Origin of the sequence: Paenibacillus sp. L3-i20 (assembly GCF_022180385.2) — a bacterium.
In the GTDB taxonomy this organism is placed as follows: domain Bacteria; phylum Bacillota; class Bacilli; order Paenibacillales; family Paenibacillaceae; genus Pristimantibacillus.
This window is the reverse complement of sequence record NZ_BQME02000001.1, coordinates 2,057,357-2,080,447: the sequence shown is the minus strand read 5'-3', so window position 1 is coordinate 2,080,447 and position 23,091 is coordinate 2,057,357. Positions and strand designations below refer to the sequence as shown.

Sequence of the window (23,091 nt, the reverse complement as noted above, 5' to 3'; positions counted from 1 at the left end):
CCTCTATATTAAAGTGCTTTCCGCTCAAATCCCGTATGGGCTTGCAGTCTGTCTCTTATTGTCCCAAAAATAGAAGCTGAACACAAGGGGGAGGCTCTCCTTTCCCTATGCATAAAGTTAGCACTCCCTTATACCTTCAACATTATTTTTCCTTAACTACACGATCTATCCGCTTTTTCATATCATGATAACTAATTGCCCCAAGAAATCGCTCTCGTATAATGCCATTGCCATCCAAAATAAATGTAGTCGGATACGCATTCACAACGTATTGAGATGCAGTATCTCCTCGTTCATCCAGTAAAACTGGAAATTTAAATTTCTTCCCTTCAACATATTGCCTCACATGTTTTGCGCTTTGCTCTTGGCTCGTAACGTTCACCGTAACTATCGCAACGTCCCCGCCAGCAGATTCATAATGCGCAAATAGCTTCTCCACATGCGGCATCTCTGTTTTGCACACTTTGCACCATGTTGTCCAAAAGTTAATCATAACAGTCTGTCCTCGGTAATCGTCGAGTGAAACTTTTTCACCCTCCCAATCAACAAGTTCAAAGCTCGGAGCAGTCATCCCTTCACGCGCACCAACTACAGCTTCGCCAACTCCGCCATTCGACGTTTGATTAGACAACACACCATTTTGGGTCTGGTCATATAAGGTATAACTTAACAATCCCAAAACAAGCAGCAGCACCGCAACTTGTGTGGCGAATCGAGGGTCTCGCAACTTGCCCTCACTCCAGGATTTATTAATCCTTGACCACCATATAGGACGAAGTAGTAGCATTCCCGCTCCGACCGCTAGTAGAAACCCAATATAATGCAAGAAAACTACAGACTCCCCAAACACAATAACGATCAACAAATAAGGGGCTGACCACCACGTTAGCAGTATCCCCATCCATTTCCACATCTCTGCACGACTACCTATTTTCCTATAGCTATACCAGCTGAGACCTGCGGCCGATAAGGTCGCAAGCCAAAAACCCCCTGCTCCTCCACTAAAAAATAGCAAAGAAAGGGGGTTGCGAATAACACTCATTGGATCAAATAAAAGCAAACTTCCCTTCCAAACTACAATCCAAAGAATGACCGCATTCCATCCTATAGATACAATTTTGTCCTTTAGAGGATGTCCCTTGCTTCTCAACTGGAGGGCGAAGACAGCAACTACACCTGCAGCCAAATAAATCAACAGCTCTGTATTCAAAACTAACGACCCTATTTGTATATTCGTCATTTCATTCATCGCCCGACCTTCTACGAGACATTAACGAGAGGAAGCTTCTCTCATCTTTTCGTATAATCATTATAGCATGATGAGCTTTGCGAATTAACATTACGAATGCTGGTCCTTAGTCTCATTATATCCCTATTAGAATACTAGTAATTATTCCAAGATCACTCCATTACCAGCTGTGCAGCTGTACAACTCTACAATCCTTACGCTACTTCAACAACTCAGCAATCTGCACAAACTCTTCGCTACTCTAGCAGCTTAGCAGTCTGCACAAGAGTCTCCTTCTTCACTTTTGGCGAGTCAGATCCAGCATTAATTACATATTGTGCCTTCCCATTCACTTGAGTCCACATTAGATTTTGAAAATAGTTGCTATTGCTTAGAAAAAACTGGCTGTTGCTCGTATAGTGAGCATTCATCCCATTCACTTTGAACGTTTCATATTGTACGGATTTAGGCGCTATCATCTTTTGTGTCGTTCGATCTGAGGTAATCGGTCTAATCGTAATCGTAATTTGTTCATTGAGCGCATTCGAATAAATAAATGTGATATCGCCTGGTATATGGCTATCCTTTAGTGCTCTCATCCACGTTACCTGTTTGCCAGTATCTTCACTCTCTTTCTGAAGCTTGTCCACCATATCCGGGGGAACAATAACAGGAATATCATATTGGAATCCACCCTGATGAGCACTTTGAAAGACGAACTGATCCGGCAGCTCCCTAGGCATGTTTACAATAGACGTCTTCGCTTTCAACATCTCCATAGCCCGTTCCCAGTCATTTATTTCAACTGGCTGGTAGATACCAAAGGTTCCCATGATTCGAATGAAGGATTGGGGTGACTCTGCCAACGCTGCTGAATAAATATATGCGGACTCCCCTGGCTGAAGATGTGCCCTAATTTCTGCAATCGATTCCCGAACCTCTTTGGCTGTTGTATCATCTAACGTTATCTCTTCACTGCTAGTCCGAAGCTGAAACGACCATTGACCAAACTTATCCTCCATCAGCAGCTTGCTTCCCCCATATGCAAACCCAGAAAGGAGTACAACCGCAATTACGATACCGATCGTCCAGCGCGTCGTCCCAAAACTTCCTCGAAGCAAGCTTTTCCGCCCCTTCATTACACTTTTCCGGTACGCACCCATCACTTTCGGGTCCATTTCTCCTGTACCATTCAACTGTTGCGACTTCCGTGCAAACTCATTTGTGAGCTTCTCTTCAATGGACATAAGAAGACATCTCCTTCTCTCCCGACTTGCCTTCCAACCGTACTCGTAGCTTTTTTAATGCAGCATGGTTTCTGGATTTCACCGTGCCGACAGGTATATTCAATATCTCTGCTATCGTTTCTAACGAATAGTCTTGAAAATAGCGCAGTACGATAACTTCACGCAGTTGATGAGATAACCCGTTTACATGTGGCAATATTTCCTCTCGATAGCTTACCTCATCAAGACCGGAATCTATAAACGAATAGTCGGTTGGCTGTACAGACTTCATCCGTTCTAGTATTCGAAAACTTCGCCACAATCTTCGCTTCCAGCCACGTGCTTGCCGAATAATTAAACCATTAAACCACGGCAGGAATGGTCTTTCGACATTATAGCTATCCAGCGAACGAAATAAGGCTATATATACTTCACTCAAAATATCATCTACATCACGCTCACTTCCAACGAGAAAATAGATCATACTATATGTATGAGCGCGCGTAGCCTCAAAGAGGGCTTGGAAAGCCCTCTCATCCCCCTCCTGTATGCGAATAAGCAATGCCGCTATCTGTTGTTCGTTCATTCCCGCAGTCCCCATTCCGTATATCCTCTATTCACTCTGCAACTGCCTCGTATCCATTTCCTACTTAACCTCCACTAGATAAGGAACGATAATAATTTTTCCCTTATATTTAAATTGCCCCCATACTTTATATAACCCTGATTTAGGAAATTCCGCATGAAACATTACATTACCTTCACTACTCATCCCGTCAGCAGCATGTACATGTACATATTGTTCAGCCTTCATGTCAAAAATAACGCCGTGCCCACTGGTCCCCAGAAACGGCTCCAGCTCAATAGACTCTCCGGTTATTGCATCCTCATAGTGAAAATTAAGCATGACCATCTCACCAGCGCGAAGCTCCTTGAAACTCGGCATAACGGATAGTGTGAAGCTAACACCGTCGACCGTTGTCGCATAAACCTCATCTAGCGTTTCATGAATGGGCTCCATCACTTTCCCCGCTGCATTCAGCCATTGCTTATAGACTGTAACGCCCTTCTTATCTGGAATAAATTCGGTAACAAATAGATAATTTCCTCCATACGGCACAGTAAGCTCCGCTCGAAATATTCCATTTCCCTCATAGATCGGATGCACATGGGCGAAAAAACGCAAGCTTTTATCAACCACAATGAGATGCATTAACTTCGTCATGTCTTCGGAAAATACGTTCACTGGTATATCTGACGAGTTTAGTACTTGCAGCGTAATCACCAGCGTCATCCAGTTGTCGACCTCTTGCGGATTACCATGTGCTAACTTTGCATAGTGGTACGCATCTTCCACATCTCCCCCTGCCACTTGATCATTTCCACTATTTCTTTGTATATCGCTATCTACTATTTCTAAAATGTCGTTAGCCTCTACCATATCTTCACTAGAACGTTGTACAACCTTCGGTTTCATATCTACAACTACTTTATATCCATTATCAGAAAAGCTCGGCATGTCACCTTGCTGCAAATACGGCAATAACCCGCTCGTAGGCGGCTCTATTTCTGTATTAAAGATCGGGGGTATCGATCGGATTATCATCGAGATGACGACGAGCCATAATACGAAAATAATACCTGCTTTCCTCCACTTAGCCCCCACTCGCAACACCTCGCCTTGGTGAAAACGTCAGTAGACTAATGGCAATAGAAGCAAGTGCCGATTGCACAATAGCGCCTGTCCATAGTTCAATCTCCCAACCGATGGCTGATGATAGATGAACCCACATAAAGTACGAACTCCACAGTACCATTGGCACCGCAGCGGCTACGATGCGATATGCCCAAACACGCCCATCATACGGACGTAGTAAACTATATAGCGCATCTCCAACGAGTCCCGCCGTCATCGCAATAACGATAACAGGATAGTGCCTGAATCCATCAAGAAAACTATTAAATGTCGTAATAATGCCTAAGTACAACGTAATTGATCCCATTGGGAGAGTCCAACTTTTCATAAGGAGAAACAAAGGAATCATTAAAAATAATGTAGTGATTAGAATATAACTTAATCCTCTAGACTCATTAATCGTTTTAATTATCTCGAGTCCATATTCATTCTGCATCCAATCAATGTTCAATTTAGAGGGAAGATTATAGTGGAACATCCACGCATAAATGAGAAAAAATCCAGAAGCAGCCGTAGCCATCGTAATCGATAAAAATGTCGGAAGAAACTTTCGCCACTTGAGCTTCTCTTCCACGATAACTTTCTGGGCGGCAAAGTACGGACTCGACAGAATGAGCAGCGCACCTACAAGAAGGATTATATGTGAAGGACTGAGCAATGCAGCAAGATCCTTTTCAATGCCAAAAACGGTATGCCACATCAAATCGAACAGCCCGCCGGAGAAAAACAGTAGTACACCCCATAGATAGAGACCATAGCCAGCAGGAATAGATTGCTTCCAGCTCGTATTATTTCTCCTCCTATTGCGATAGACCAAATAAACGATCCGAAAGGCTGAGACTAAAAAACCAGCGTACAAATTAGCGTGCCAAGGTGTGAAAAAGGTTTCCACAACGCCATGACGATGTGCATAACCATCGATAAAAATACCTACAACCAACCATATGCCAAATAAAATCGTCACATAATGCTGACCCGTCGTCGCTTGTCCAGCATCAGTTGAAGCTAGCCTATGTCCCCCCAGCACCCTCATCTTATTTGAACATCTCCGTTCGTAATCCTATTGTTTGCACGACTACACCATCCCTTAAAGCAAACTCTAAGATGAGTCCTCGTTCCTTGTCTGCATAACCGATTATAAGCATATCGTCCAACTTACTTTCGGTAAATTGCTCGCCATAAAGCTCCTCAACACGACTTTTCCCATCTCCAATCTTCACACCTTTGCCTGTTGCTTGCCCTTCCTTCGTGGAGAAGCCCGTCAGCTTGTCCTTCGCAAACGTATATTGATAATCGTTATATTCAAGCACCTTCCCGCCACCCTGCATACTACCATTAACATTCGGCTCACCACGCTCTTCTCTAACTTCTTTCTCTGTACGATCAAGGCTGCTGAGTCCACCTGTCTCCGAGCTTAAGTTAATGCTCTGTGCATCTTTGTAATGATCAAGTGTCAGCACCTTATTACTTGTACATCCACTTAAAATCAATGCTGAACTAATTAACATAACAACGATAACAATAATTTTTTTCATAACTGTTTCATCCTCCTAATCTATCTCTGTATTGCATCTCTTCCTATATTGGCTCGATCGGTAGAAAAGGTTCATTTCAATTAATGAAAATGTTAAATTAGTGATCTAATGGTATCTAAAACTAAAAAACGCCCCTGAGGGCGTTCTATTAGTGAGTACATTTATTTATTTATTTGTTTGCTTATCTGCTCATTAGTCCGTTTATTTATCTGTTTATCCATCTGTTTATCTATCTGTTTATCTACCTGTTTATTAATCCGTTAATTGACTTATTTATTAAACAGTTTTCAGCGCAAACCGTTTAAACCTCAGCAATGCCACAGTTAATCCTACAAGTCCAAAGCCAAACAATACGAACAGCGTTATGCCGATATCTGTTACATCCGCTCCCCTAATCATCACATCCTGCATGCCCTTCTGTGCCCAATATTGAGGCGTGAACTTGCCGATTGTTTGCAATATTTTCGGAAGGAAGTCATACGGGAACCATAGTCCGGCTACAATAGCTCCACCCAAGGCGATCACTTGAACGATGGCGATACCTGTGTTCTCGCTGCTCACCAGCAAAGCGAGCATCAGTCCAATTCCCGTTGCACAGACGGCTAACGCCAACGCAATCAGAGCAATTGCAAGCAAATTACCGACGTTAAGCCCATATACTAAACGCCCGAAGCCTAGAAGTATGGTTGACTGAATGAGCAGAATGAGTATATGCGGTATCCACATGCCAAGCAGATAATGCAACGGCTTCATCGGTGTACCTTGCAAGCGAGTCAGCATACCTGACTGACGATCCTTCAAAAAATTAGTAATCATGTTGATCATAATAAAAAATACAAACATGACCGTATAACCAGGTACAATTTGTGTAATAGGATCGGCCTTTGCAGCGTTTTCCTTAATCTCCTTCACTTGTACGGGTGGTGCCATCATGGCATCTACTACAGTCTCGCTTTGTCCCATCTCTAACAAAATACCACGAAGCTTATGCTCTTGAAAGCTGCTAGAAATGCTATCTAACAATGCCATAACCGGCGCAACAGCTTCCTCCGCTGTAACATCCCGATAAAGCTCCAACTCTGTACTTTCCTTGCCGCCAACTTTGTTTCCATACCCTTTAGGAATAACAAGCAAATAGGTTTGAGTGCCGTCTTTTACACCCTTTAGCTGCTCTTCAAGCGTGTTCTCCTCATCCAGCTTTAATTCAAAACCTTTAACCTGCCCTAACATTTCTACTAATTGCTGCGATTGCTTCGTTCCATCAGCATCATAATAAGGTATGGAGTATGTCGCGGTCTCTTGCTTACCGAAGATGGATGCAAAAATAACAATGAACAAAATAGGCAATACGATCAGCCAGAAGAAAGTACCTTTATCCTTTAATACCAGCACTATTTCTTTACGAATGATTGTTCCAATCATCTATGTTCAACCTTCCTCCCTAAATGTTCACCTCGCTATTTCCCTTTAATCTCTCAGCTTAGTCCCCGTTAGCTTCAGAAATACACTGTCCAGTGAAGGCTTCATTAGCTCCAGCGCTCTTACAGCTCTCCCAGAACTTGCGTATTGTCTTGAAAGTTGCCCAAGCATCTCCATCGGTCGCTCGCATTCCACTATCCAGCCTGCTCCTTCTTGCCTAACATGCGAGGCTCCATTAATGGAAGGAGCTGCAACCATTCCTTCTGTCTCTATATACACCGCTTTGATCGCATGGAGCTCCAGTAGTTCTCGTAGCCCACCTTGCGAGACGATTGCACCATGATCGATAATCGCAACCTCATCGCATAACGCTTCAACCTCCTCCATGTAATGCGTGGAGTAAATGACCGTTACACCATCTCGTTGCAGTCCCCGTATCATTTCGAAAATATGATTTCTTGATTGTGGGTCAATTCCTACAGTAGGTTCATCGAGAATAACGAGCTTCGGCTCATGCAGCAGCGAAGCAGCTATATTAATTCGTCTCTTCATTCCACCCGAGTAAGAGCCTACAGCATCACCCGCCCGCTCCAATAAACCCACTTGCCCAAGAACACGCTTCATGCGCTCCTTAAGCTTCTCTCCACGAACGCCATACATCTTTCCAAAGAACGTAAGATTCTGCCAAGCGCTAAGCTTCTCATAAAGGGTTATTTCCTGTGGTACGTACCCTACTTGACGGCTTATCGCTGCACTCTCCTTACGAATACTCTTGCCAAACAACTCAATTTCTCCTTGATCCGGGGTCAGAATGCCTGTCATAATCTTCATCATCGTAGATTTACCTGCGCCATTCGGACCTAGCAAGCCGAAGCAGCTTCCTTCACGCACATGCAGATCAACACCTCGGAGAGCTGGGTTCCCGTTATAGCTTTTAACTACATTTTCAACCTTCAGGATGTAAGACATGAGCTATCTCCCTCTCGATTTCAATCGTCTGTATTGCCTTAGTATGACTTCTCCGCGCTAACTTTGTGTTCAATTCCGGATGAACTTCCATAAATAGCGTATCAACTCACTAAAATCTGTCCTTTACGGATGCATTTAATGCTTCCGTCTGCTTCTTGAAGTAATAGTACATCGCCAGCCAAAAGATCGCATAAATGACTATAAACATAACTAACCCAAGAAGGAGCGGCCTCAGCTTCAAAGGAAACCATCCTACACTTATTGCTACAGGAAAAAATACGATAATAGACAGAAAAAAATGAATAACAGTCGCTTTAAGTGGACTCCATCGTTCATAATCGAAAATAAAAGATGCGACTCCAAAGAAAGTACCTATTATTATACTGGCTAACATATTCACCCATAATTGCCCTACCTGGACGTTAATATCATTCAGCAAAAGTATCGTTAATGTAACGAAGGTGTTAATTGCAGAGCAGCCCAATCCGATCATTATTCGTACAAATATTTTACTCGCCATCTTTGCCGCCCCCTCCTAATATGACTCTCTTTTTCATTTGTGACACATAGGGACGCGACACATATTCCTTGCTTCCTGATTTGAAGTACACGCATAAATTACCGTTAAACGATAATTCAAACCGTTCGATTTTATCCAAGTTACCGATAACCGATTTCGAAAATCTCATAAATTGATGCGGAGCTAGCAATTCTTCTATTTCATAGAGCTTCATCTTAAGCTCAATATTTTTCCGGTTCATAGACGCAAACACTTTGCGATTTTCGGCAAATACATAATCGATGTCCCCTAGCTCCAGCAGCACCGAACGATCTTCTTCCATACCTACAAGCCGTTTAGCTGTTGGGCTTTGTATTTTCTTCACTAAAGCAGCTAACTCTTCCGTCCATTCCTTCGCTTGTATGGTGATCACCGTCTCGTCAAAGTGATCTTTGATGTCAATTTGCACCTTCAATAGTCCTTCCCCCCACACTTGTTAAGTACCAATTTAAACCACTTGTTATTGATCATACCACTAGGTCCGAAAGTTCAGCACTAGATAATAAAATATCTCAAGAGATGTATATGAAAGTTTAAAACAATGAGAATGGAAGATCCCCTCTCTCATCATTTTCTAATCTGACTCTCATGGCGTTCTCGGAATTGACCTTTAGAATAATCACATATCAAAGGAAAAGTATTCCACATGTGTGACGCTAACGATTGAGAGGAGAATGTGAGATGAGAATTGTTGTGATCCCGTCGGGATTTAAAGAAAGTTTGAATGCAGAACGAACTGCACATTGTATAGAGAAGGGTATTAAAAGGGTTTTGCCAGAAGCGACGATCGTATCGCTTCCAATGGTTGACGGAGGAGAAGGCTTCGCAGAAACGCTCGTTCGAATTACATCCGGGCAGCTCGTACATCGTACGGTAACGGGGCCTGTCGGAGAACCGCTTGAAGCCATCTTTGGCTTTCTTGGAGGTGATGGACCACGCACTGCTGTACTCGAAATGGCTGCTGCTGCGGGGCTTAAACATGTGCCCCGCACAATGCGTAACCCAGCCTTAACTACAACATACGGCGTTGGTGAGATGATCCGTGCAGCACTGGATCTTGGTGCGGAGCGTATTCTACTAGGCTGTGGTGACTCGGGTACGTCGGATGGTGGAGTTGGGATGGCGCAAGCACTCGGTGCTCGGCTTCTTGATGATAGTGGAAACGAGATTATAAAACGTGGTGCAATTGGTTTGCTTCAATTGGATCAGATCGATCTATCAGGCTTAGACCCTAGATTGCAGCATGTACCAATCGATGTAGCTTGTAATTGGCATAACCGACTATGTGGTCCAAAAGGAGTTGCACGAGTGTTTGGCCCACAGAAGGGTGCTTCTCCTGAACAGGTGCATGAATTGGAGGCCGCTTTGGAGCGTTATGCTGATGTCATCGAACGAGATATCGGACTAGATGTACGCCAAGCCCCAGGCTGCGGCGCATCAGGTGGACTAGGAGCGGGCTTGAAGGCTCTGCTCGGCGCTAAGCTGCATTCTCGTTACGATATTATCGCGCAATATATGAACCTCGATGAAGTTCTGCAACATTGCGACCTCGTATTTACGGCTGAAGGAAGCATTGATCATCAGACTCCACATGGCAAAATCCCATCGGAAGTCGCATCCAAAGCGAAAAAGCGGGGTATTCCCGTCTTTGCCTTCGCAGGTACAATTGGCAAGGATGCACGGGTCAATTATGACTGCGGCATTGATGCTTATACAAGTATTTTGCAGGCGCCATCTACGTTAGAAGAAGCTTTTCTACTGGCAGAGGAATGGTTAACGGATAGCTCAGAGAGTGCTATGCGGACAATCCTTGTTGGCTATCGACTTGGAGTCAGTATGATGAGCGAGGATCACGCTTCATGACCGGAATGATAAAAAGCTTCGTCCGGCGTTCGTGGACAGAATTGTGTTCAACAATGCCGCCGAGTACGACGCTCTCTTCATGGCTTCGAGATTGGGTGCGAAAGTACCGCCTACCTTTGTTGCTATTTATCGTGCTCGCTATAGCTGTCCAAATTCCCGCCGCTCTCTCTACGAACGGAAGAATTACTCTCTTTGCATTAGGAATGGCTACTATTCTTTGGACAACAACTTCTATTAATACCGCCTATGTTGCTATCTGCACTGTTTCCTTTATTATTTTGCTAGGCGGCGGTACGCAAGAGCTATTATTCGATTCCTTATCTTCCGATATCGTTTGGTTAATGATCGGTACGTTTATACTCGGCGGGGCTCTGCAAGTAACTGGCCTTGCTGGAAGATTGACGCTGGCTTTGCTGCTCAGAGCGAAGACCGTCGGGGGCCTATTCTGGTTGCTCGCGACTGCCCTTCAGCCGCTCGCTCTATTCATTCCATCCACGTCAGGACGGGCATCTGTGACACTTCCTGTGTTCCGCAGCTTGGCTGGATACATCAATGATTCAAAGATTGTAAAGGCGTTAGCATTGCTAATGCCAATGATTATTCTCGTTTCATCCGTGTCCACACTGATCGGAGCTGGTTCCCATCTCATTGCAGTAGATTTGCTCAAACAGTTTTCCGGTGAAAACATATCATTTCTTCAATGGATCTTGTGGGGATTGCCATTCGGAATTGTATCCAGCTATTGCTCTTGCTGGGTGTTGCTAAGGCTATTTCTATCTAAAGAGCAGCGACTTAGCTCTGTAAATACAGATGCTATAAAAATGGAGGTTGGACTAGCCGGAAATTCTACTTCGCAAACATCCTTCTCCAATTCAGAAAAGAGAACAATTGGCATCGTCTTCGTTATGATCGTCGGCTGGCTAACTGAATCGTTGCACGGATTAGATATTGCCATGATTACTATATTAGGTGTATTAGTATTGACGATGCCTAGGCTCGGTGTCATCACTTGGAAGGAAGGACTCAAGCACGTATCCTGGAATTTGATCGTATTCGTCGGGGCAGCATTGGCAATAGGTCAGTCGCTTATCGATTCTGGTGCATCGAATTGGATTAAAGATTCTCTCTTTGCCGCTACCCAGTCTTTAAATGGGCAATCAACATTTGCAGTTCTGGTCGCCGTCATTATATTATCTCTGACCTCTCACATTTACATGACTTCACATACAACACGTGCTGTCGTTATGGTGCCACCATTACTTTACTTGGCATCCGCTCTAGAGCTGAACCCAATTGCAGTTCTGTTTATCGGTACCGTTGGTATGGACTATTGCTTAACGTTCCCTGTAAGTTCGAAGGCACTCCTTCTCTTTCAGGAATTGGAAACCGAAACATTTGCACCTCGTGACTTGTTGCGATTAAGTGCAGTACTCATCGTACTTCATGCGCTATTAATGATAGGATTTTATTACGGATACTGGCAGTGGACGGGGCTTGAATTGTAGCAAGGGTAAACGGCTCATCCATCATCTGGAAGGTTAGCTATAATAAATATATCTAAAAGAAGAGGTGTGCAGTATGTGTGAAAAAAGACAGCGGTACAATGATTAATTTAAAGAGCAAACAGTTAGATACGTGCAGGAGCAAATGATAATAATTCCGCAGATCACAGAAGAACTAAATATTCCTACAGGCACGCTTCAGAATTGAGTATCCATCAAAATGAAAAGCAGATTCAATAGCAAGAACTTGAGATCGAAGACTTAATAGAGGGATTAGCGACCTTAAAAACGCCATGCACATCTTCAGCAAACCAAGGAACTGAGGTTCTAATTTATCGAAGATTATCACTCTCAGTTTCGAATGGAGAAGATGTGCGAAGTCATGAACGTTTCACAAAGCGTTTACTACAAGTGGTTACACGCTGAAACAAGCCAGCAGGAACAGCATAAGGCATTTGTTCTGGAGCGAATTACGTACCATTATCATGATAACCTTGGACGGTATAGCAATGGCAGTCCCAAAATATCGTACATGCTGTCCCTAGAAGGGATTAAAACTTGTGAGCGAACGAACAGCACCTATATGTAAGAGTTAGGTTTACACTCCTACGTCTCAAAAAAATATAGAGTGACAACAACCGATTCCAACCATAAGCAGCCAATTGCAACTAATCTATTGAACCGGCAGTTTGCTACAGAGAAAATAAATAAAGTGTAGGGAACCAATATTAGCTACATTCCTTGCCCTCAAGGACGACTCCACCATTCGGATCGAGGATCACAATATGCGTCAACAGATTACTGCGAGAAGCTAATTGCATATAAAATGACAGCCAGCATGAGTCGTAAAGGGAATTGCTACGATAATATTTGTATAGAGTCCTTTCAAAGTATTCTTAAAAAATTGGTTTACTGTGTCAAGTTACAAACGAAGCAACAGGCATACAATGACATTTTTCAATACATCAAGTTCTTTTACAACCGCAAGCGAATTCATGGCTCGCTTGGCTATTTAACACCAGTCCGCTTTGCTACACTCTTCCAAAAAGAAGAAGATTACTTAATCGTTAACTCAAAATTGTGACTACTATTTTTACATAGATCCAGTCTATTTATTCTAGAAAGATTCTAAAGTGCTTATGTGTATTAGAACGTGCAATTCAGTTGCTATGCTCATTTATGCTGTTTAATCTATGGGGATCTATGAAATGTTCTAATATGTTAGTATCAATTAGGGTGGTAGGGAGGTATGAGATATGTTATTGTAAGACTGTGAAACTAGCCGAGATCCACTTTATGTTACTACTTGAATAATATATGGATTTAAAGCAATTCGGGAGGTTTTCAAAATGACGAAATTAAATGTATTATATATTTCTTCTGCTATTATCGCTGTTTTCTTCTTAGGTGTAATTATTTATTCGACAATTCATGACGGTGGAGATCTCACGGAAGTAATAAAAAGATTTGAATGGATTACTATGTACATTCTTCCTTGGTTGATTGCTTTCTTGTTATATAAGCTAGTAAAAAAAAAATAATTGGCTTTGTTTTTTCAAAGTAGGGACTGTCTCAAAAATAGATCTTTTCACTTACTAGGATAGTAAAGCCATCCGATCTCTAGGCTTACTTTCGGCGGGCCTGAAGCAGAGAACGTCTGAATCCTCGGTTATTTTTCATTTGCCCAAACACAATCTCCGGTGCAATCATTCGTTGAACCTAGGAGCGTGTATCCTTCCACGCTCCTAGGTTTCTCAGGGGCTTTATGCTTGTAATGCAGGCACTTCTTCCCGATTCTTTGGTGCTTTGTACAAGCAACTTTGAGCAGACAACCTTGGCAGCTTTCACTTCCTTATCTCATATCCATTTTCAACTGGGACTCACGTCCATCTCGCAAACACAGCTCAGTCGTAAGCACAAACAGGTGAATCCAGAGCTACTCCAGTAGGTGTTCGAGCGTCTCGTCAAACGGATTTTCACAAAATAACACGCCCCGACTCATCGCCATGCGATTAAGATTATCGACTCGTTAACGGTGGCTCTGTTCTTGCATACGTACAAATGGGCAACGTTTCGCAAGACGAAAGCGGGTATTAAACTCCATATGCGACTGGCATTTGTCGGTGAACATGATGTTATACCGGATAAGGTGACAATCACTGCCGCTAAGAAAAATGACCTCATCCAGCTTGAGCAGCTTATTACAATCGATTACAAGCAAAATTAAAAGGCCTAAGTCCAATAGAATTCGGGACAAAGGCCGCTAAACGGTTTTTAATATTTTTGCTGTCTACTTGACGGGGTCCAGTTCAATTTTGAGACAGCCCCTTCTTGTTTTAAATTAGTAGCTGTAATCAAGACTGACCATTGTTGGAGTGGCATATTGCGAATTTGCTACAGTAATGGCGAACGTTCCATTCGAATTTGCTGTAATCCCAGTAATCGTTGCTTTATCCCATGTGTGGACGTAATAAGTGGCTGCATTACCAGTAGCAGCGGCGAATCTGCTGTCATAAGAAAGTTTGACTGCCCCTGACCCGAAATTATTTGCGTACTTGGCATAACCGTCCGAACCCAAACCGAAGCCAACACTTTTGTCTTGGAACATAAACATTCCACCAGTATTACTACTAAGGCCACCTACCCGAGTTGTAACTGCAGGTGCAGAATATTGCCCCTTTATTCCACCGTTAAAGTTGCCGGGTGCATCACGATAGATTGGTTGCATAGTGGCAGATTTTAACGCTGCCCCATTAGTACCGCCATCGAGGTTAATGCCAACCGTGTCTGATCCACCAATATTACCAGTCGGATTTGCAAATCCCCAATAGTTTCTAGCTTCATTCCACCATGCAGTGTCGTTGACGAAATTAAAACCACCCCATATTTCGTACCAGCCATTAACGGAATCATATGAGCCAAATGGTGTGTTTACCGATATGTCAGACGTTGTGCTTAATGGCATAATACCACCATCAAGAGGCGAAGCCTGTTTCCCCAGCTCATAGTAAACCAACTCATTTTCCTCTAAGAAGTCAAAGAATTCTTTTGTATATTTTGATTCTTGCCCGGTAGCAATGCGAGAGAAGTAGCTATCAATTTTTGCTCGCCTCGCTTCATTCTCTTTCGGAGTCAGTTCACGACGGTGACTTTTAGTTTGTTCTACAATCAGCGGCTTAACATTGGAAGGGTGATACTTTACGATTTTGCCCACGGGGTCTTGAATCTTATTTTCATAGAGTTGAACCACGTGGGACGAATAGAGCGCAAGCGGAGAAATAACTTGCGTTTCAGTAGCTGGGGATGCAGATATGGACGACACAGCGGCGATAATTGCGGTGATGCTCAATAAAGAAACTACGTGCCTTTTCTTAATCATATTAAATTACACCTCCTAATATTTACTAACATATTTATTATAAGTTTTGAATAATTGTATTTATATAGTATAAATGAACTGGATTTATAACATTTACATTTGTAGAAATTTGTATTTAATTGTTTAATGATCATAGAAAATAAGTTACTACTTATGTCTAGCTAGGTTTACGAAATCCTTCGCCAGAGGGTGGATTGCTGCTATTGTTACTATTTTGTCCACGCTTGTGCTCAAACTCATGTATACGTTCATCTAATTGTTTAATGCATTTGACTTACTTCCCAACCAATGCAGTTTATTTTCTACTTCTGCGTAATATAGCATGAAAGTAACCCCCGATTTCCTAATCGCTTTTGCAAATTTGTATGCACTTGTTAATCGGATAGTTCCGTCTGTCAGGCAGCTTTCACTACCCATTTCTATATCCTTTCGACGAACATAAATGGAAACTATTCTAAAATCAAAAAATTCTATCTTTAGAGAGACCTACATAGTAGCGATTTATCAAGCAGACTTATCATGATAACTAAGTTTCTATCATTATAAAAGAAACGTTACACGACGAAAAAACGCCCTTAAAGGCGCTCATCTCATTTGACAATATCCGTTTATGAGGGAAGGATTTCCGCTCCTGCAATAGCTGTCCGCTGCGCCTTCGTTAAACTCTTAACGACAAGTTCGTAAGAGTGATCAATCATCGATATGAGCTCAGCATCTGGTACGGTGCCATCCATTGTGACTGTGTTCCAATGCTTTTTGTTCAAATGATATCCAGGCTGCACTGCCTCATGCTCCAAGCGCAGCAACTCTGCCATGTGCGGCTCACATTTCAGCGATATGTTCGCCATACTTCCGTTAACTCCGATGATGGCAAACATCTTTCCGCCAACTTTCATTACAAGAGGCTCGGGACCGAATGGATAGTCCTCTACAGCTCCTCTATAAGTCATACAATGATTTGTAAGTTCTTGTTTCGTCTGCATGTACATCAAGCTCCTTTCCCTATCAAAACAAAGAGAGTAGATACCCATCAATTACAGGGTTTCTACTCTTCTTTTTACACGAAGATGGAACATATGGCAACTTACCTGTTCTACGGTGCAATGTTACGCCATCATGTATAACGAAGCAGATTACTTCGCTTCAACAGCAGGTGCATTCTTTTGGATCAACGAAATTTGACCAGCATGAATGCCCGTATGGTACATCAAGCGGCCAATTGCTTCAATTGGAGTAGATGGCCCCATCGGAGTTTCTACAGACTGATGCCATTTCTCATCGGGTAGGCTACGCATCGCTTCAATTAAGTAGCTATTTGACGCTTCGAGCAGTGCAACCAGCTCATCCAAATTTGTAAATGTAGGCTTGTTCTTCCCGCCTCCTGGTCCACGGTTCGTTACAACCTCAAGCTCAGACGGCATTGGATAACCAAAGAACCAATCTGCGAACATGTACTCAACTTCCGCATTATGTCGCAACATATATCCAATGGAAGCTGGTCCGATTTGCAGAACTAAGTCCCCTTCTGGCAATCCTTTTACCATTTTGTGAAAACGACTCTGAATTGCTTCCCATATCGGCAATACAGTAGAAAACGTCATCTCAACTTCACTCCCTCTACTTTTTCGTTCCAGCGGTATGTCCATCTCTTGAAACATGATCGAAGCGGTCGCCTGGTAAGTCAATGTCGTACGCTTGACCAAAACCTACAACGTAACGACCTTCTGACAAAGTTAGCTCGAATAAGGAGAAATCTAGCCCCCGCAACATGCCGACTAAGTTTTTGCCAAAGCGCTCCTCGAACTTCTCGAACACTTCTGGGTATCCTTCGTTGCCGACATTTACAGCAATTCCTACAAATCTAGCACGCTGACGTGCGAATAAATTCGCTGTGCTCGCTTCATCCTCAATAAGCATGACGTCTACATCTGGCTTCTCTTCAAGATAGCGGAAATGGTTCGCAATACGGCTAATATAAATGTACACCTTACCATTGTGCTTAACGAAAGGAGCATACGAAACAAACGGCTTGCCATCTACACTTGCAGTGCTCAGCATAACCGTCTTTACACTCTCCGTGAATGCTAGATATTGTGACTTGATCGCATCAAGATCCAGTGTTTTCAAGGATATCCCTTCTTTCTTCTCTTATTTTCCTCAAAATATGAATGCGTGGAGTCTGATCATATTTATCATACTCTATTTCTGTTTCTACCCCATAGACACTTCGAATAAGCTCCGTTGTAAATACTTCCTTCGGCTTACCGTACACATATTTGTTGCCTTCTTTAATGACACATACTTTATCGCTATATGCACTGGCATGATTGAGATCATGCAGAACCATTACAATCGTAAGATTAAGCTCGTGATTTAGCTCACGAACAAGCTCCAACACCTCTAATTGATGACCGATATCAAGAAACGTAGTCGGCTCATCCAATAAAAGCACCTTCGGGCGCTGTGCCAAAGCCATCGCAAGCCATGCGCGCTGAGCTTCCCCGCCTGACAAAGATACAACTAACCGCTTTCTGTAATCGAGCATTTTCGTATGATGAAGCGCCCATTCTACAATCTCTTTATCTTCAGTCGTTAACTGCTCATACCATTTCTTATGTGGAATTCGTCCGTATCCGACTAGTTCCTCTACCGTCATATCAGCAGGGCTGCTATTGGATTGGCATAACATACACATAAGCTGGGAACGCTGTTTTGCACTTAGCGTCTCCAGCCCTTGGTTAGCAATACATACCGTTCCACTCTGGCAAGGAATCAACTTCGATATTCCTTTCAAAATGGTCGACTTACCCGATCCGTTCGGACCAACAATAGAGACGACCTCTCCTTCATTAACCTCCAGCGAGAAGTCCTTCACAATCGTTCGATCTGCATAGCTGATGCCTAAGGATTGTATTTGTAGCATATTATGCTCCTCCCTTTCGCATGAGATATAAGAAGTACGGGCCGCCTATCATCGCCATTACAATACCCGACGGGATTTGCAGCGGACTAAACATTGTTCGTCCTACAGTATCAGCAACTAGTAAGATAAGAGCGCCAAGCAGCAGGCCTAGAGGCAAGCTATATTTATAATTTGTCCCTATGAGCAAGCGGGCAATATGCGGAACAACTAATCCAACGAAGCCTACAAGACCGACTGTCGATACGGATACTGCTGCCAAATAAACAGCAACTAGTGACAATAAGAATCTGGTTTGATTCATATTTTGTCCTAAGTTGTGGGCAGTTTGTTCTCCCAACCGCAATATATTCGCCTTCCGAATACATAAAATAGCTGCGATCCAGCCTAAGATGGAATACGGAAGAATGGCGAATACGTCATCCATACCTTTTCCATTCAAGCTGCCATTCAGCCATTGCAATGCCGACGGCAGTTGATCACTATAGAGAATAGACAATAATCCAATTATTCCGCCGAACACTGCATTGACTGCTACACCGGACAAAATAATGCGGATTGGCGTAAAGCCTCCAACCTTCTTCCAAGCCATCGCATAAACCATTATTGCGGCAATTCCTCCGCCTACGATAGCCGCAAGCGGAATAAATGCAGAGTAACCTGGCACAACTAACATGATGAACAATACGGACACAGCAGCTCCACTCGATACCCCTGTCAATCCGGGATCAGCGAGCGGATTTTGCATAACCGCTTGCAGTAATGCACCTGATGCTGCTAGATTTGCTCCGATAATGAGTGCGAGCAACACCCTTGGAACCCGTATATCCCAAAGAATAGTTGTCGAGCGCTCATCTCCTTGCCCAATGATCGTGTTAAACGTCTCCGTTATTGGAAAATGCACACTGCCTATCCCGATCGCGACTAAAGCAGCCAGAGTCAGCAGTATAGCAACAATAACAGTAAGCGCAATCTTGCCTCTTCCTTTGCTGTCATTAGCCTCTGATTGGTTCGTCATTATTTATACATAATCCCCGCTAGCTCAGTGTACGCAGTAACTGCTTTCGGCAATGAAGCGATACCGAACAAGCTGTAATCTAGGGAGATCAACTTATCATTTTTGAATGCATTAAGCTTATCCCATGCGCCGTTAGTTTTAACGTCTTCTTCAAATTTCTTTGCTACTGCAGTCGGATCACCATGTGCAACTAGCAAAATAATATCCGGGTTAGCTGTAACTACATTTTCCATATCCATTGGCGTGTACGTTTCAGTCGATTTCAAGACATCCGTTACAACGTTAGTACCGCCCAAGTTTTCCACTAAGCTTCCTACAAATGTTTTTTCGTTCATTAGCATCAAAGATTCAGCAGATCCGAAAAGGATCATGACGCTAGGAGCTGTTTTGCCTTCTACTGCAGCAATAGCCGCCTTTTCGTCCGTATTAAACTTCTCGATATATGCCTTAGCTTCTGCTTCTTTGTTAAACAATTTGCCCAGTACAGTTGCAGACAACTTTAACTCATCCAAGGAATCAGAAGGCAGATAAGCTGTCGACAGCTTCGCCGATACGAATTGCTTCTCTAGATTATCTTTGATGGAAGATGGTCCAATAACAACATCAGGCTGCAAACCAGCAATTGCTTCAATATCCGGCTGATGTGAAGAACCTACACGCGGAATTGCATCGAACGCTGCAGGTAATGTGCTCTTTGTCGTAGGCACACCTATAGGTGCTACGCCCAGTACATCAAATAACTCTGTAAGTGAAACAGACATTGTTACCGCTTTCGATGGAGACTTGTTCTCAAACTGCGCAAGCAACTCTTCTACTTTTTTCTCGTCAACCAAACTAACTGTTTCTTTCCCTGCATTCTCTTCTTGTGGAGCTTTTGTAGGTTCAGGTGAAGCAGTTCCGCCGTTTATTCCTGTATTGTTACCACATGCGACTGTTAACGCAAGCATAAGTACGATAATTCCTGTTTTCCAACTAGCTGATTTCATGATGTTGCCCCCAATGTATGTTGTCTTTATTGATACTGATTATCATTATAGATAGAATGATTATTATTATCAATAGAAATAAATTACAAATGATCAATCCCTTTCACCCCATAACCTCCCATTTGAAGATCTATCGTGAGTAAATGCTATACAAAAAAAGAGCAAGGACATAATGCCCTTACTCTCTTCAACCATTATTTAATCATATAGCGATTTACTTTCCTGCTAAACAATAACGTTAGTCGCGGCTTGCGATTTTCGAAAGAAGACGAAGCATCTCGATATACAACCATACAAGTGTAACCATAAGACCAAATGCACCGTACCACTCCATGTACTTCGGAGCACCTTGCTCAGCGCCCTGCTCGATAAAGTCGAAGTCCAGCACAAGATTAAGTGCAGCTACAACAACAATAACAAGCGAGATTCCGATTCCGATCAAGCTGCTTTCATGCAAGAAAGGAACTGTCATTCCAAAGAACCCAAGAACGAAACTAGCAAGATACATTAGCGCAATACCTGCTGTTGCAGCAAATACGCCAAGTCTGAAATTTTTGGTCGCTTGAATTAGACGTAGTCTATAAGCTATAAGTAGCGCTAGAAATACACACATCGTTAGTAGCGCTGCTTGCAACGTGATACCGTTAAATTTTGATTCATATTGAGCAGATAAAGCTCCTAGAAATAAACCTTCACAAGCTGCATAAATAGGTACTAGGAATGGAGCTGTTCTAGGCACAAAACTAATAATTAGTGCTAATATAAGTCCGGCAATTGCGCCGCCAATCATGAAGCCTAAAACGTTCGCATCCTGCTTCATGTACATGCCCCAAGATACAACCGCACCACCTAACAAAATGGCCAGCATAATAAACATTTTGTTTACTGTACCATTAATGGTCATGCCCTCTCCAGATAAAGCCTGTCCGTGCTTCTGGAATGTATCGTCTCTTAATGTTGGATTACCACTACGACCGATCACGAAAAAATCACCTCTTCTAATAGATTGTCACTATGTTATCATATTCTCATTGAACAATCATCATGATTATACATTTCATAGTGTATTTGAGGGTGCAAAAGGAAAAACGAAGGGCGTGAATAGCCCTCCGTTATATCTATTATCACTTGCTCCAATTAATGCCCCGAAACGTATGCTTCCATCTCCGCCTTCGTATCATATTTTTCTCGTCCCATGGCACATGCCGCAATAAGCGCTAATACAGCTGGAATGAGACTCCATAAAAATATGTCTGTTATCGATGAAGAAACTCCTGACAACAATTGATTCAAGAAACCTTCTGGTATTGCATTTCTAATCGTTGAATCCATTAATACATAAGGATCTTTTAAATCGATCCCCTGAGGTATTGCACCCTCATCGCCCCCTTGGAACGATTCCGTCAACTTACGAGTCATTAAATGACTTTGCACGATGCCGAATATCGTTATGCCTAACATCATTCCGAAGGAACGCAGGAAATTGAGCGTCGATGTCGCAGCTCCTCTGTCTGCTACTGGAATGCTATGAATCGCTGAGTTGGTAAGCACGGAGAAGGAAGCACCGATGCCCAGTCCGACGATTATCATATAAATCGTAATTACAAAACGTGAAGTATCTACCGTAATCGTCGTCAACATACCAAGACCAATTACTAATAGAAATAGCGTTGTTGAAAGAATGGTGCGATACGACATTTTGGTCATGACAACTCCACCCAAAGTTGCCGTCACTACCGTGCCAACCATCATCGGCAGCAGCATTAATCCAGAATTCGTCGCCGTACCACCGAGTACACCTTGGATGAAGATCGGTAAATAAACGGATGCTGCAATGAACGCTGCCCCGCTAAGTACGGCGATCATCGTGCTTGCAGCGAACAAACGGATTTTGAACATCGCAAACGAAATGATTGGTTCAACTGCTCTCTTCTCCGCGATAAGAAACAGTATGCTAAGCAGACCGAATCCAGCCAATAAACTAATGATCTGCCACGAATCCCATGTGTATAGCTTGCCGCCCAGCTCTAGTGAGAAGATCAAACAAATAACAGCACCTACCAATGTAATTGCACCAAGCCAATCAATCTTCTGTTTGGAGTGGTTACGAGTTTCCTTATACCCCTTGGCTACGAGTAGAAGTGCAACAATACCAATAGGCATATTAATATAGAAAATCCATTCCCAGCTTATTTGGTCGGTTATAAATGCTCCTAGCAGCGGACCAAAAATGCTCGACAAGCCGAATACCGCACCGAACAACCCCATAAGCTTACCACGATTTTCTGGTGACACTGCATCTAGAAGGACGGTGAACGTAATGGGTATAAGTGCTCCCGCACCGATTCCTTGAATCGCACGGAATATACTAAGCTCCATGATGGAGCTGGCTGTCCCGCACAATGCAGACCCAATCATAAACACAATGATCCCGAATATAAAAAATCGTTTACGGCCATACATATCCGACAGCTTCCCGAAAATCGGCATACCTGCCATCTCCGCCACCATATACGCAGAAGTTACCCATACGAATTGATTCAATCCGCCAAGCTCACCAACGATTGTCCCCATTGCCGTTGCCACAATCGTATTGTCCATGGAAGCCATAAGGATTGATAACAGCAATCCCGCCACTACCCATCCTGATTTACCTTTTGTTGTTGTCATACTACACTACCCTTCACTACTGAATTTGAACCACTACGTGTAGTGTAGAACACAATGTCTGACAGCTGTATGTCAGTGTTTCTGAAGCAATTTTTCGGCCAAAATGGTAATGTAACTACCG

The 23,091-nt window shown here is 43.0% G+C and carries 25 protein-coding genes and 1 pseudogene; 6 read left to right on the top strand and 20 right to left on the bottom strand.

Going from position 1 to position 23,091, the window contains the following annotated elements; translation table 11 throughout:
* Window positions 1–142: 142 nt before the first annotated feature.
* The 10 genes from MFF31_RS09770 to MFF31_RS09725 all read right to left on the bottom strand — a co-directional run bounded on the left by MFF31_RS09770 (window position 143) and on the right by MFF31_RS09725 (window position 9,041).
* Window positions 143–1,249: a TlpA family protein disulfide reductase gene (locus MFF31_RS09770; RefSeq protein WP_238187820.1), complete on the bottom strand. Its 1,107-nt coding sequence runs from the start codon at window positions 1,247–1,249 to the stop codon at window positions 143–145.
* 236 nt (window positions 1,250–1,485) lie between these two features.
* Window positions 1,486–2,475, bottom strand: a complete 990-nt coding sequence (locus MFF31_RS09765; protein WP_238187819.1) for a hypothetical protein — start codon at window positions 2,473–2,475, stop codon at window positions 1,486–1,488.
* Complete coding sequence (locus tag MFF31_RS09760) at window positions 2,465–3,040, bottom strand: sigma-70 family RNA polymerase sigma factor (RefSeq protein WP_238187818.1); 576 nt, start codon at window positions 3,038–3,040, stop codon at window positions 2,465–2,467. Before MFF31_RS09760 ends, MFF31_RS09765 begins: the two co-directional genes overlap by 11 nt.
* A gap of 60 nt (window positions 3,041–3,100) precedes the next feature.
* Window positions 3,101–4,120: a hypothetical protein gene (locus MFF31_RS09755; protein WP_238187817.1), complete on the bottom strand. Its 1,020-nt coding sequence runs from the start codon at window positions 4,118–4,120 to the stop codon at window positions 3,101–3,103.
* Window positions 4,110–5,183 (bottom strand): hypothetical protein, encoded by a 1,074-nt coding sequence (locus MFF31_RS09750; RefSeq protein WP_238187816.1) that lies wholly within the window; start codon window positions 5,181–5,183, stop codon window positions 4,110–4,112. Before MFF31_RS09750 ends, MFF31_RS09755 begins: the two co-directional genes overlap by 11 nt.
* Window position 5,184: 1 nt before the next feature.
* The gene (locus tag MFF31_RS09745) at window positions 5,185–5,685 is read right to left on the bottom strand and encodes a hypothetical protein (RefSeq protein ID WP_238187815.1); all 501 of its coding nucleotides are present in this window, start codon (window positions 5,683–5,685) and stop codon (window positions 5,185–5,187) included.
* Window positions 5,686–5,961: 276 nt separating this feature from the next.
* On the bottom strand, window positions 5,962–7,107 hold the full coding sequence (locus tag MFF31_RS09740; RefSeq protein ID WP_238187814.1) for an ABC transporter permease: 1,146 nt from the start codon (window positions 7,105–7,107) through the stop codon (window positions 5,962–5,964).
* 45 nt (window positions 7,108–7,152) lie between these two features.
* Entirely contained in the window at window positions 7,153–8,073 is a 921-nt protein-coding gene (locus MFF31_RS09735; RefSeq protein WP_238187813.1) for an ABC transporter ATP-binding protein, read from the bottom strand.
* Between the two features lie 109 nt (window positions 8,074–8,182).
* Complete coding sequence (locus MFF31_RS09730) at window positions 8,183–8,593, bottom strand: DUF3021 domain-containing protein (protein ID WP_238187812.1); 411 nt, start codon at window positions 8,591–8,593, stop codon at window positions 8,183–8,185.
* Window positions 8,583–9,041 (bottom strand): LytTR family DNA-binding domain-containing protein, encoded by a 459-nt coding sequence (locus MFF31_RS09725; protein ID WP_238188554.1) that lies wholly within the window; start codon window positions 9,039–9,041, stop codon window positions 8,583–8,585. The genes MFF31_RS09730 and MFF31_RS09725 overlap by 11 nt, the downstream gene beginning before the upstream one ends.
* Window positions 9,042–9,313: 272 nt before the next feature.
* On the opposite strand from MFF31_RS09725, the gene MFF31_RS09720 reads away from it, so the two are divergent.
* The 6 genes and pseudogenes from MFF31_RS09720 to MFF31_RS09700 all read left to right on the top strand — a co-directional run bounded on the left by MFF31_RS09720 (window position 9,314) and on the right by MFF31_RS09700 (window position 14,224).
* Window positions 9,314–10,495, top strand: coding sequence for a glycerate kinase family protein (locus MFF31_RS09720; protein WP_238187811.1), 1,182 nt, complete (start codon window positions 9,314–9,316; stop codon window positions 10,493–10,495).
* Between the two features lie 53 nt (window positions 10,496–10,548).
* Window positions 10,549–12,000 (top strand): SLC13 family permease, encoded by a 1,452-nt coding sequence (locus tag MFF31_RS09715; RefSeq protein WP_375541310.1) that lies wholly within the window; start codon window positions 10,549–10,551, stop codon window positions 11,998–12,000.
* Between the two features lie 379 nt (window positions 12,001–12,379).
* Window positions 12,380–12,586, top strand: coding sequence for a hypothetical protein (locus MFF31_RS09710; RefSeq protein WP_238187809.1), 207 nt, complete (start codon window positions 12,380–12,382; stop codon window positions 12,584–12,586).
* A 165-nt stretch (window positions 12,587–12,751) separates the two neighbouring features.
* Window positions 12,752–13,081: pseudogene (locus MFF31_RS25405) on the top strand (transposase); the annotation flags it as partial.
* 265 nt (window positions 13,082–13,346) lie between these two features.
* Window positions 13,347–13,538 carry a hypothetical protein gene (locus tag MFF31_RS09705; RefSeq protein WP_238187808.1) on the top strand — a complete coding sequence of 64 codons (192 nt, stop codon included), beginning with the start codon at window positions 13,347–13,349 and terminating at the stop codon, window positions 13,536–13,538.
* Between the two features lie 506 nt (window positions 13,539–14,044).
* Window positions 14,045–14,224, top strand: coding sequence for a hypothetical protein (locus tag MFF31_RS09700; RefSeq protein ID WP_238187807.1), 180 nt, complete (start codon window positions 14,045–14,047; stop codon window positions 14,222–14,224).
* A gap of 114 nt (window positions 14,225–14,338) precedes the next feature.
* Here the strand turns inward: MFF31_RS09700 and MFF31_RS09695 are convergent, their stop codons facing one another.
* From MFF31_RS09695 to MFF31_RS09655, 10 genes are all read right to left on the bottom strand, one after another.
* A complete protein-coding gene (locus tag MFF31_RS09695) occupies window positions 14,339–15,376 on the bottom strand; it encodes a hypothetical protein (RefSeq protein WP_238187806.1) in 1,038 nt (345 codons plus the stop codon).
* A 157-nt stretch (window positions 15,377–15,533) separates the two neighbouring features.
* On the bottom strand, window positions 15,534–15,641 hold the full coding sequence (locus MFF31_RS25400) for a DUF6444 domain-containing protein (RefSeq protein WP_375541309.1): 108 nt from the start codon (window positions 15,639–15,641) through the stop codon (window positions 15,534–15,536).
* Between the two features lie 343 nt (window positions 15,642–15,984).
* Window positions 15,985–16,359, bottom strand: a complete 375-nt coding sequence (locus MFF31_RS09690) for an MmcQ/YjbR family DNA-binding protein (protein WP_375541284.1) — start codon at window positions 16,357–16,359, stop codon at window positions 15,985–15,987.
* A 150-nt stretch (window positions 16,360–16,509) separates the two neighbouring features.
* On the bottom strand, window positions 16,510–17,022 hold the full coding sequence (locus MFF31_RS09685; protein WP_248565442.1) for a DinB family protein: 513 nt from the start codon (window positions 17,020–17,022) through the stop codon (window positions 16,510–16,512).
* The gene (locus MFF31_RS09680; protein ID WP_238187803.1) at window positions 16,994–17,503 is read right to left on the bottom strand and encodes a HugZ family pyridoxamine 5'-phosphate oxidase; all 510 of its coding nucleotides are present in this window, start codon (window positions 17,501–17,503) and stop codon (window positions 16,994–16,996) included. Before MFF31_RS09680 ends, MFF31_RS09685 begins: the two co-directional genes overlap by 29 nt.
* Window positions 17,484–18,299 carry an ABC transporter ATP-binding protein gene (locus MFF31_RS09675; protein ID WP_238187802.1) on the bottom strand — a complete coding sequence of 272 codons (816 nt, stop codon included), beginning with the start codon at window positions 18,297–18,299 and terminating at the stop codon, window positions 17,484–17,486. Before MFF31_RS09675 ends, MFF31_RS09680 begins: the two co-directional genes overlap by 20 nt.
* 1 nt (window position 18,300) lies before the next feature.
* Entirely contained in the window at window positions 18,301–19,314 is a 1,014-nt protein-coding gene (locus MFF31_RS09670; RefSeq protein WP_238187801.1) for a FecCD family ABC transporter permease, read from the bottom strand.
* Window positions 19,314–20,300 (bottom strand): helical backbone metal receptor, encoded by a 987-nt coding sequence (locus tag MFF31_RS09665; protein WP_238187800.1) that lies wholly within the window; start codon window positions 20,298–20,300, stop codon window positions 19,314–19,316. The genes MFF31_RS09670 and MFF31_RS09665 overlap by 1 nt, the downstream gene beginning before the upstream one ends.
* Before the next feature lie 238 nt (window positions 20,301–20,538).
* Window positions 20,539–21,282: a Bax inhibitor-1/YccA family protein gene (locus tag MFF31_RS09660; RefSeq protein ID WP_238187799.1), complete on the bottom strand. Its 744-nt coding sequence runs from the start codon at window positions 21,280–21,282 to the stop codon at window positions 20,539–20,541.
* Between the two features lie 155 nt (window positions 21,283–21,437).
* Window positions 21,438–22,970, bottom strand: coding sequence for an MDR family MFS transporter (locus tag MFF31_RS09655; RefSeq protein ID WP_238187798.1), 1,533 nt, complete (start codon window positions 22,968–22,970; stop codon window positions 21,438–21,440).
* Between the last annotated feature and the right edge of the window lie 121 nt (window positions 22,971–23,091).

Coding starts and splice junctions, on each gene's coding strand:
- MFF31_RS09730 (WP_238187812.1), bottom strand. CDS start 8,593: ATGGCGAGTAAAATATTTGTACGAATAATGATCGGATTGGGCTGCTCT.
- MFF31_RS09735 (WP_238187813.1), bottom strand. CDS start 8,073: ATGTCTTACATCCTGAAGGTTGAAAATGTAGTTAAAAGCTATAACGGG.
- MFF31_RS09705 (WP_238187808.1), top strand. CDS start 13,347: ATGACGAAATTAAATGTATTATATATTTCTTCTGCTATTATCGCTGTT.
- MFF31_RS09695 (WP_238187806.1), bottom strand. CDS start 15,376: ATGATTAAGAAAAGGCACGTAGTTTCTTTATTGAGCATCACCGCAATT.
- MFF31_RS09765 (WP_238187819.1), bottom strand. CDS start 2,475: ATGTCCATTGAAGAGAAGCTCACAAATGAGTTTGCACGGAAGTCGCAA.
- MFF31_RS09655 (WP_238187798.1), bottom strand. CDS start 22,970: ATGACAACAACAAAAGGTAAATCAGGATGGGTAGTGGCGGGATTGCTG.
- MFF31_RS09670 (WP_238187801.1), bottom strand. CDS start 19,314: ATGACGAACCAATCAGAGGCTAATGACAGCAAAGGAAGAGGCAAGATT.
- MFF31_RS09770 (WP_238187820.1), bottom strand. CDS start 1,249: ATGAATGAAATGACGAATATACAAATAGGGTCGTTAGTTTTGAATACA.
- MFF31_RS09710 (WP_238187809.1), top strand. CDS start 12,380: ATGAACGTTTCACAAAGCGTTTACTACAAGTGGTTACACGCTGAAACA.
- MFF31_RS09720 (WP_238187811.1), top strand. CDS start 9,314: ATGAGAATTGTTGTGATCCCGTCGGGATTTAAAGAAAGTTTGAATGCA.
- MFF31_RS09760 (WP_238187818.1), bottom strand. CDS start 3,040: ATGAACGAACAACAGATAGCGGCATTGCTTATTCGCATACAGGAGGGG.
- MFF31_RS09745 (WP_238187815.1), bottom strand. CDS start 5,685: ATGAAAAAAATTATTGTTATCGTTGTTATGTTAATTAGTTCAGCATTG.
- MFF31_RS09750 (WP_238187816.1), bottom strand. CDS start 5,183: ATGAGGGTGCTGGGGGGACATAGGCTAGCTTCAACTGATGCTGGACAA.
- MFF31_RS09740 (WP_238187814.1), bottom strand. CDS start 7,107: ATGATTGGAACAATCATTCGTAAAGAAATAGTGCTGGTATTAAAGGAT.
- MFF31_RS09715 (WP_375541310.1), top strand. CDS start 10,549: ATGCCGCCGAGTACGACGCTCTCTTCATGGCTTCGAGATTGGGTGCGA.
- MFF31_RS09665 (WP_238187800.1), bottom strand. CDS start 20,300: ATGAAATCAGCTAGTTGGAAAACAGGAATTATCGTACTTATGCTTGCG.
- MFF31_RS09685 (WP_248565442.1), bottom strand. CDS start 17,022: ATGGACATACCGCTGGAACGAAAAAGTAGAGGGAGTGAAGTTGAGATG.
- MFF31_RS09675 (WP_238187802.1), bottom strand. CDS start 18,299: ATGCTACAAATACAATCCTTAGGCATCAGCTATGCAGATCGAACGATT.
- MFF31_RS09690 (WP_375541284.1), bottom strand. CDS start 16,359: ATGCAGACGAAACAAGAACTTACAAATCATTGTATGACTTATAGAGGA.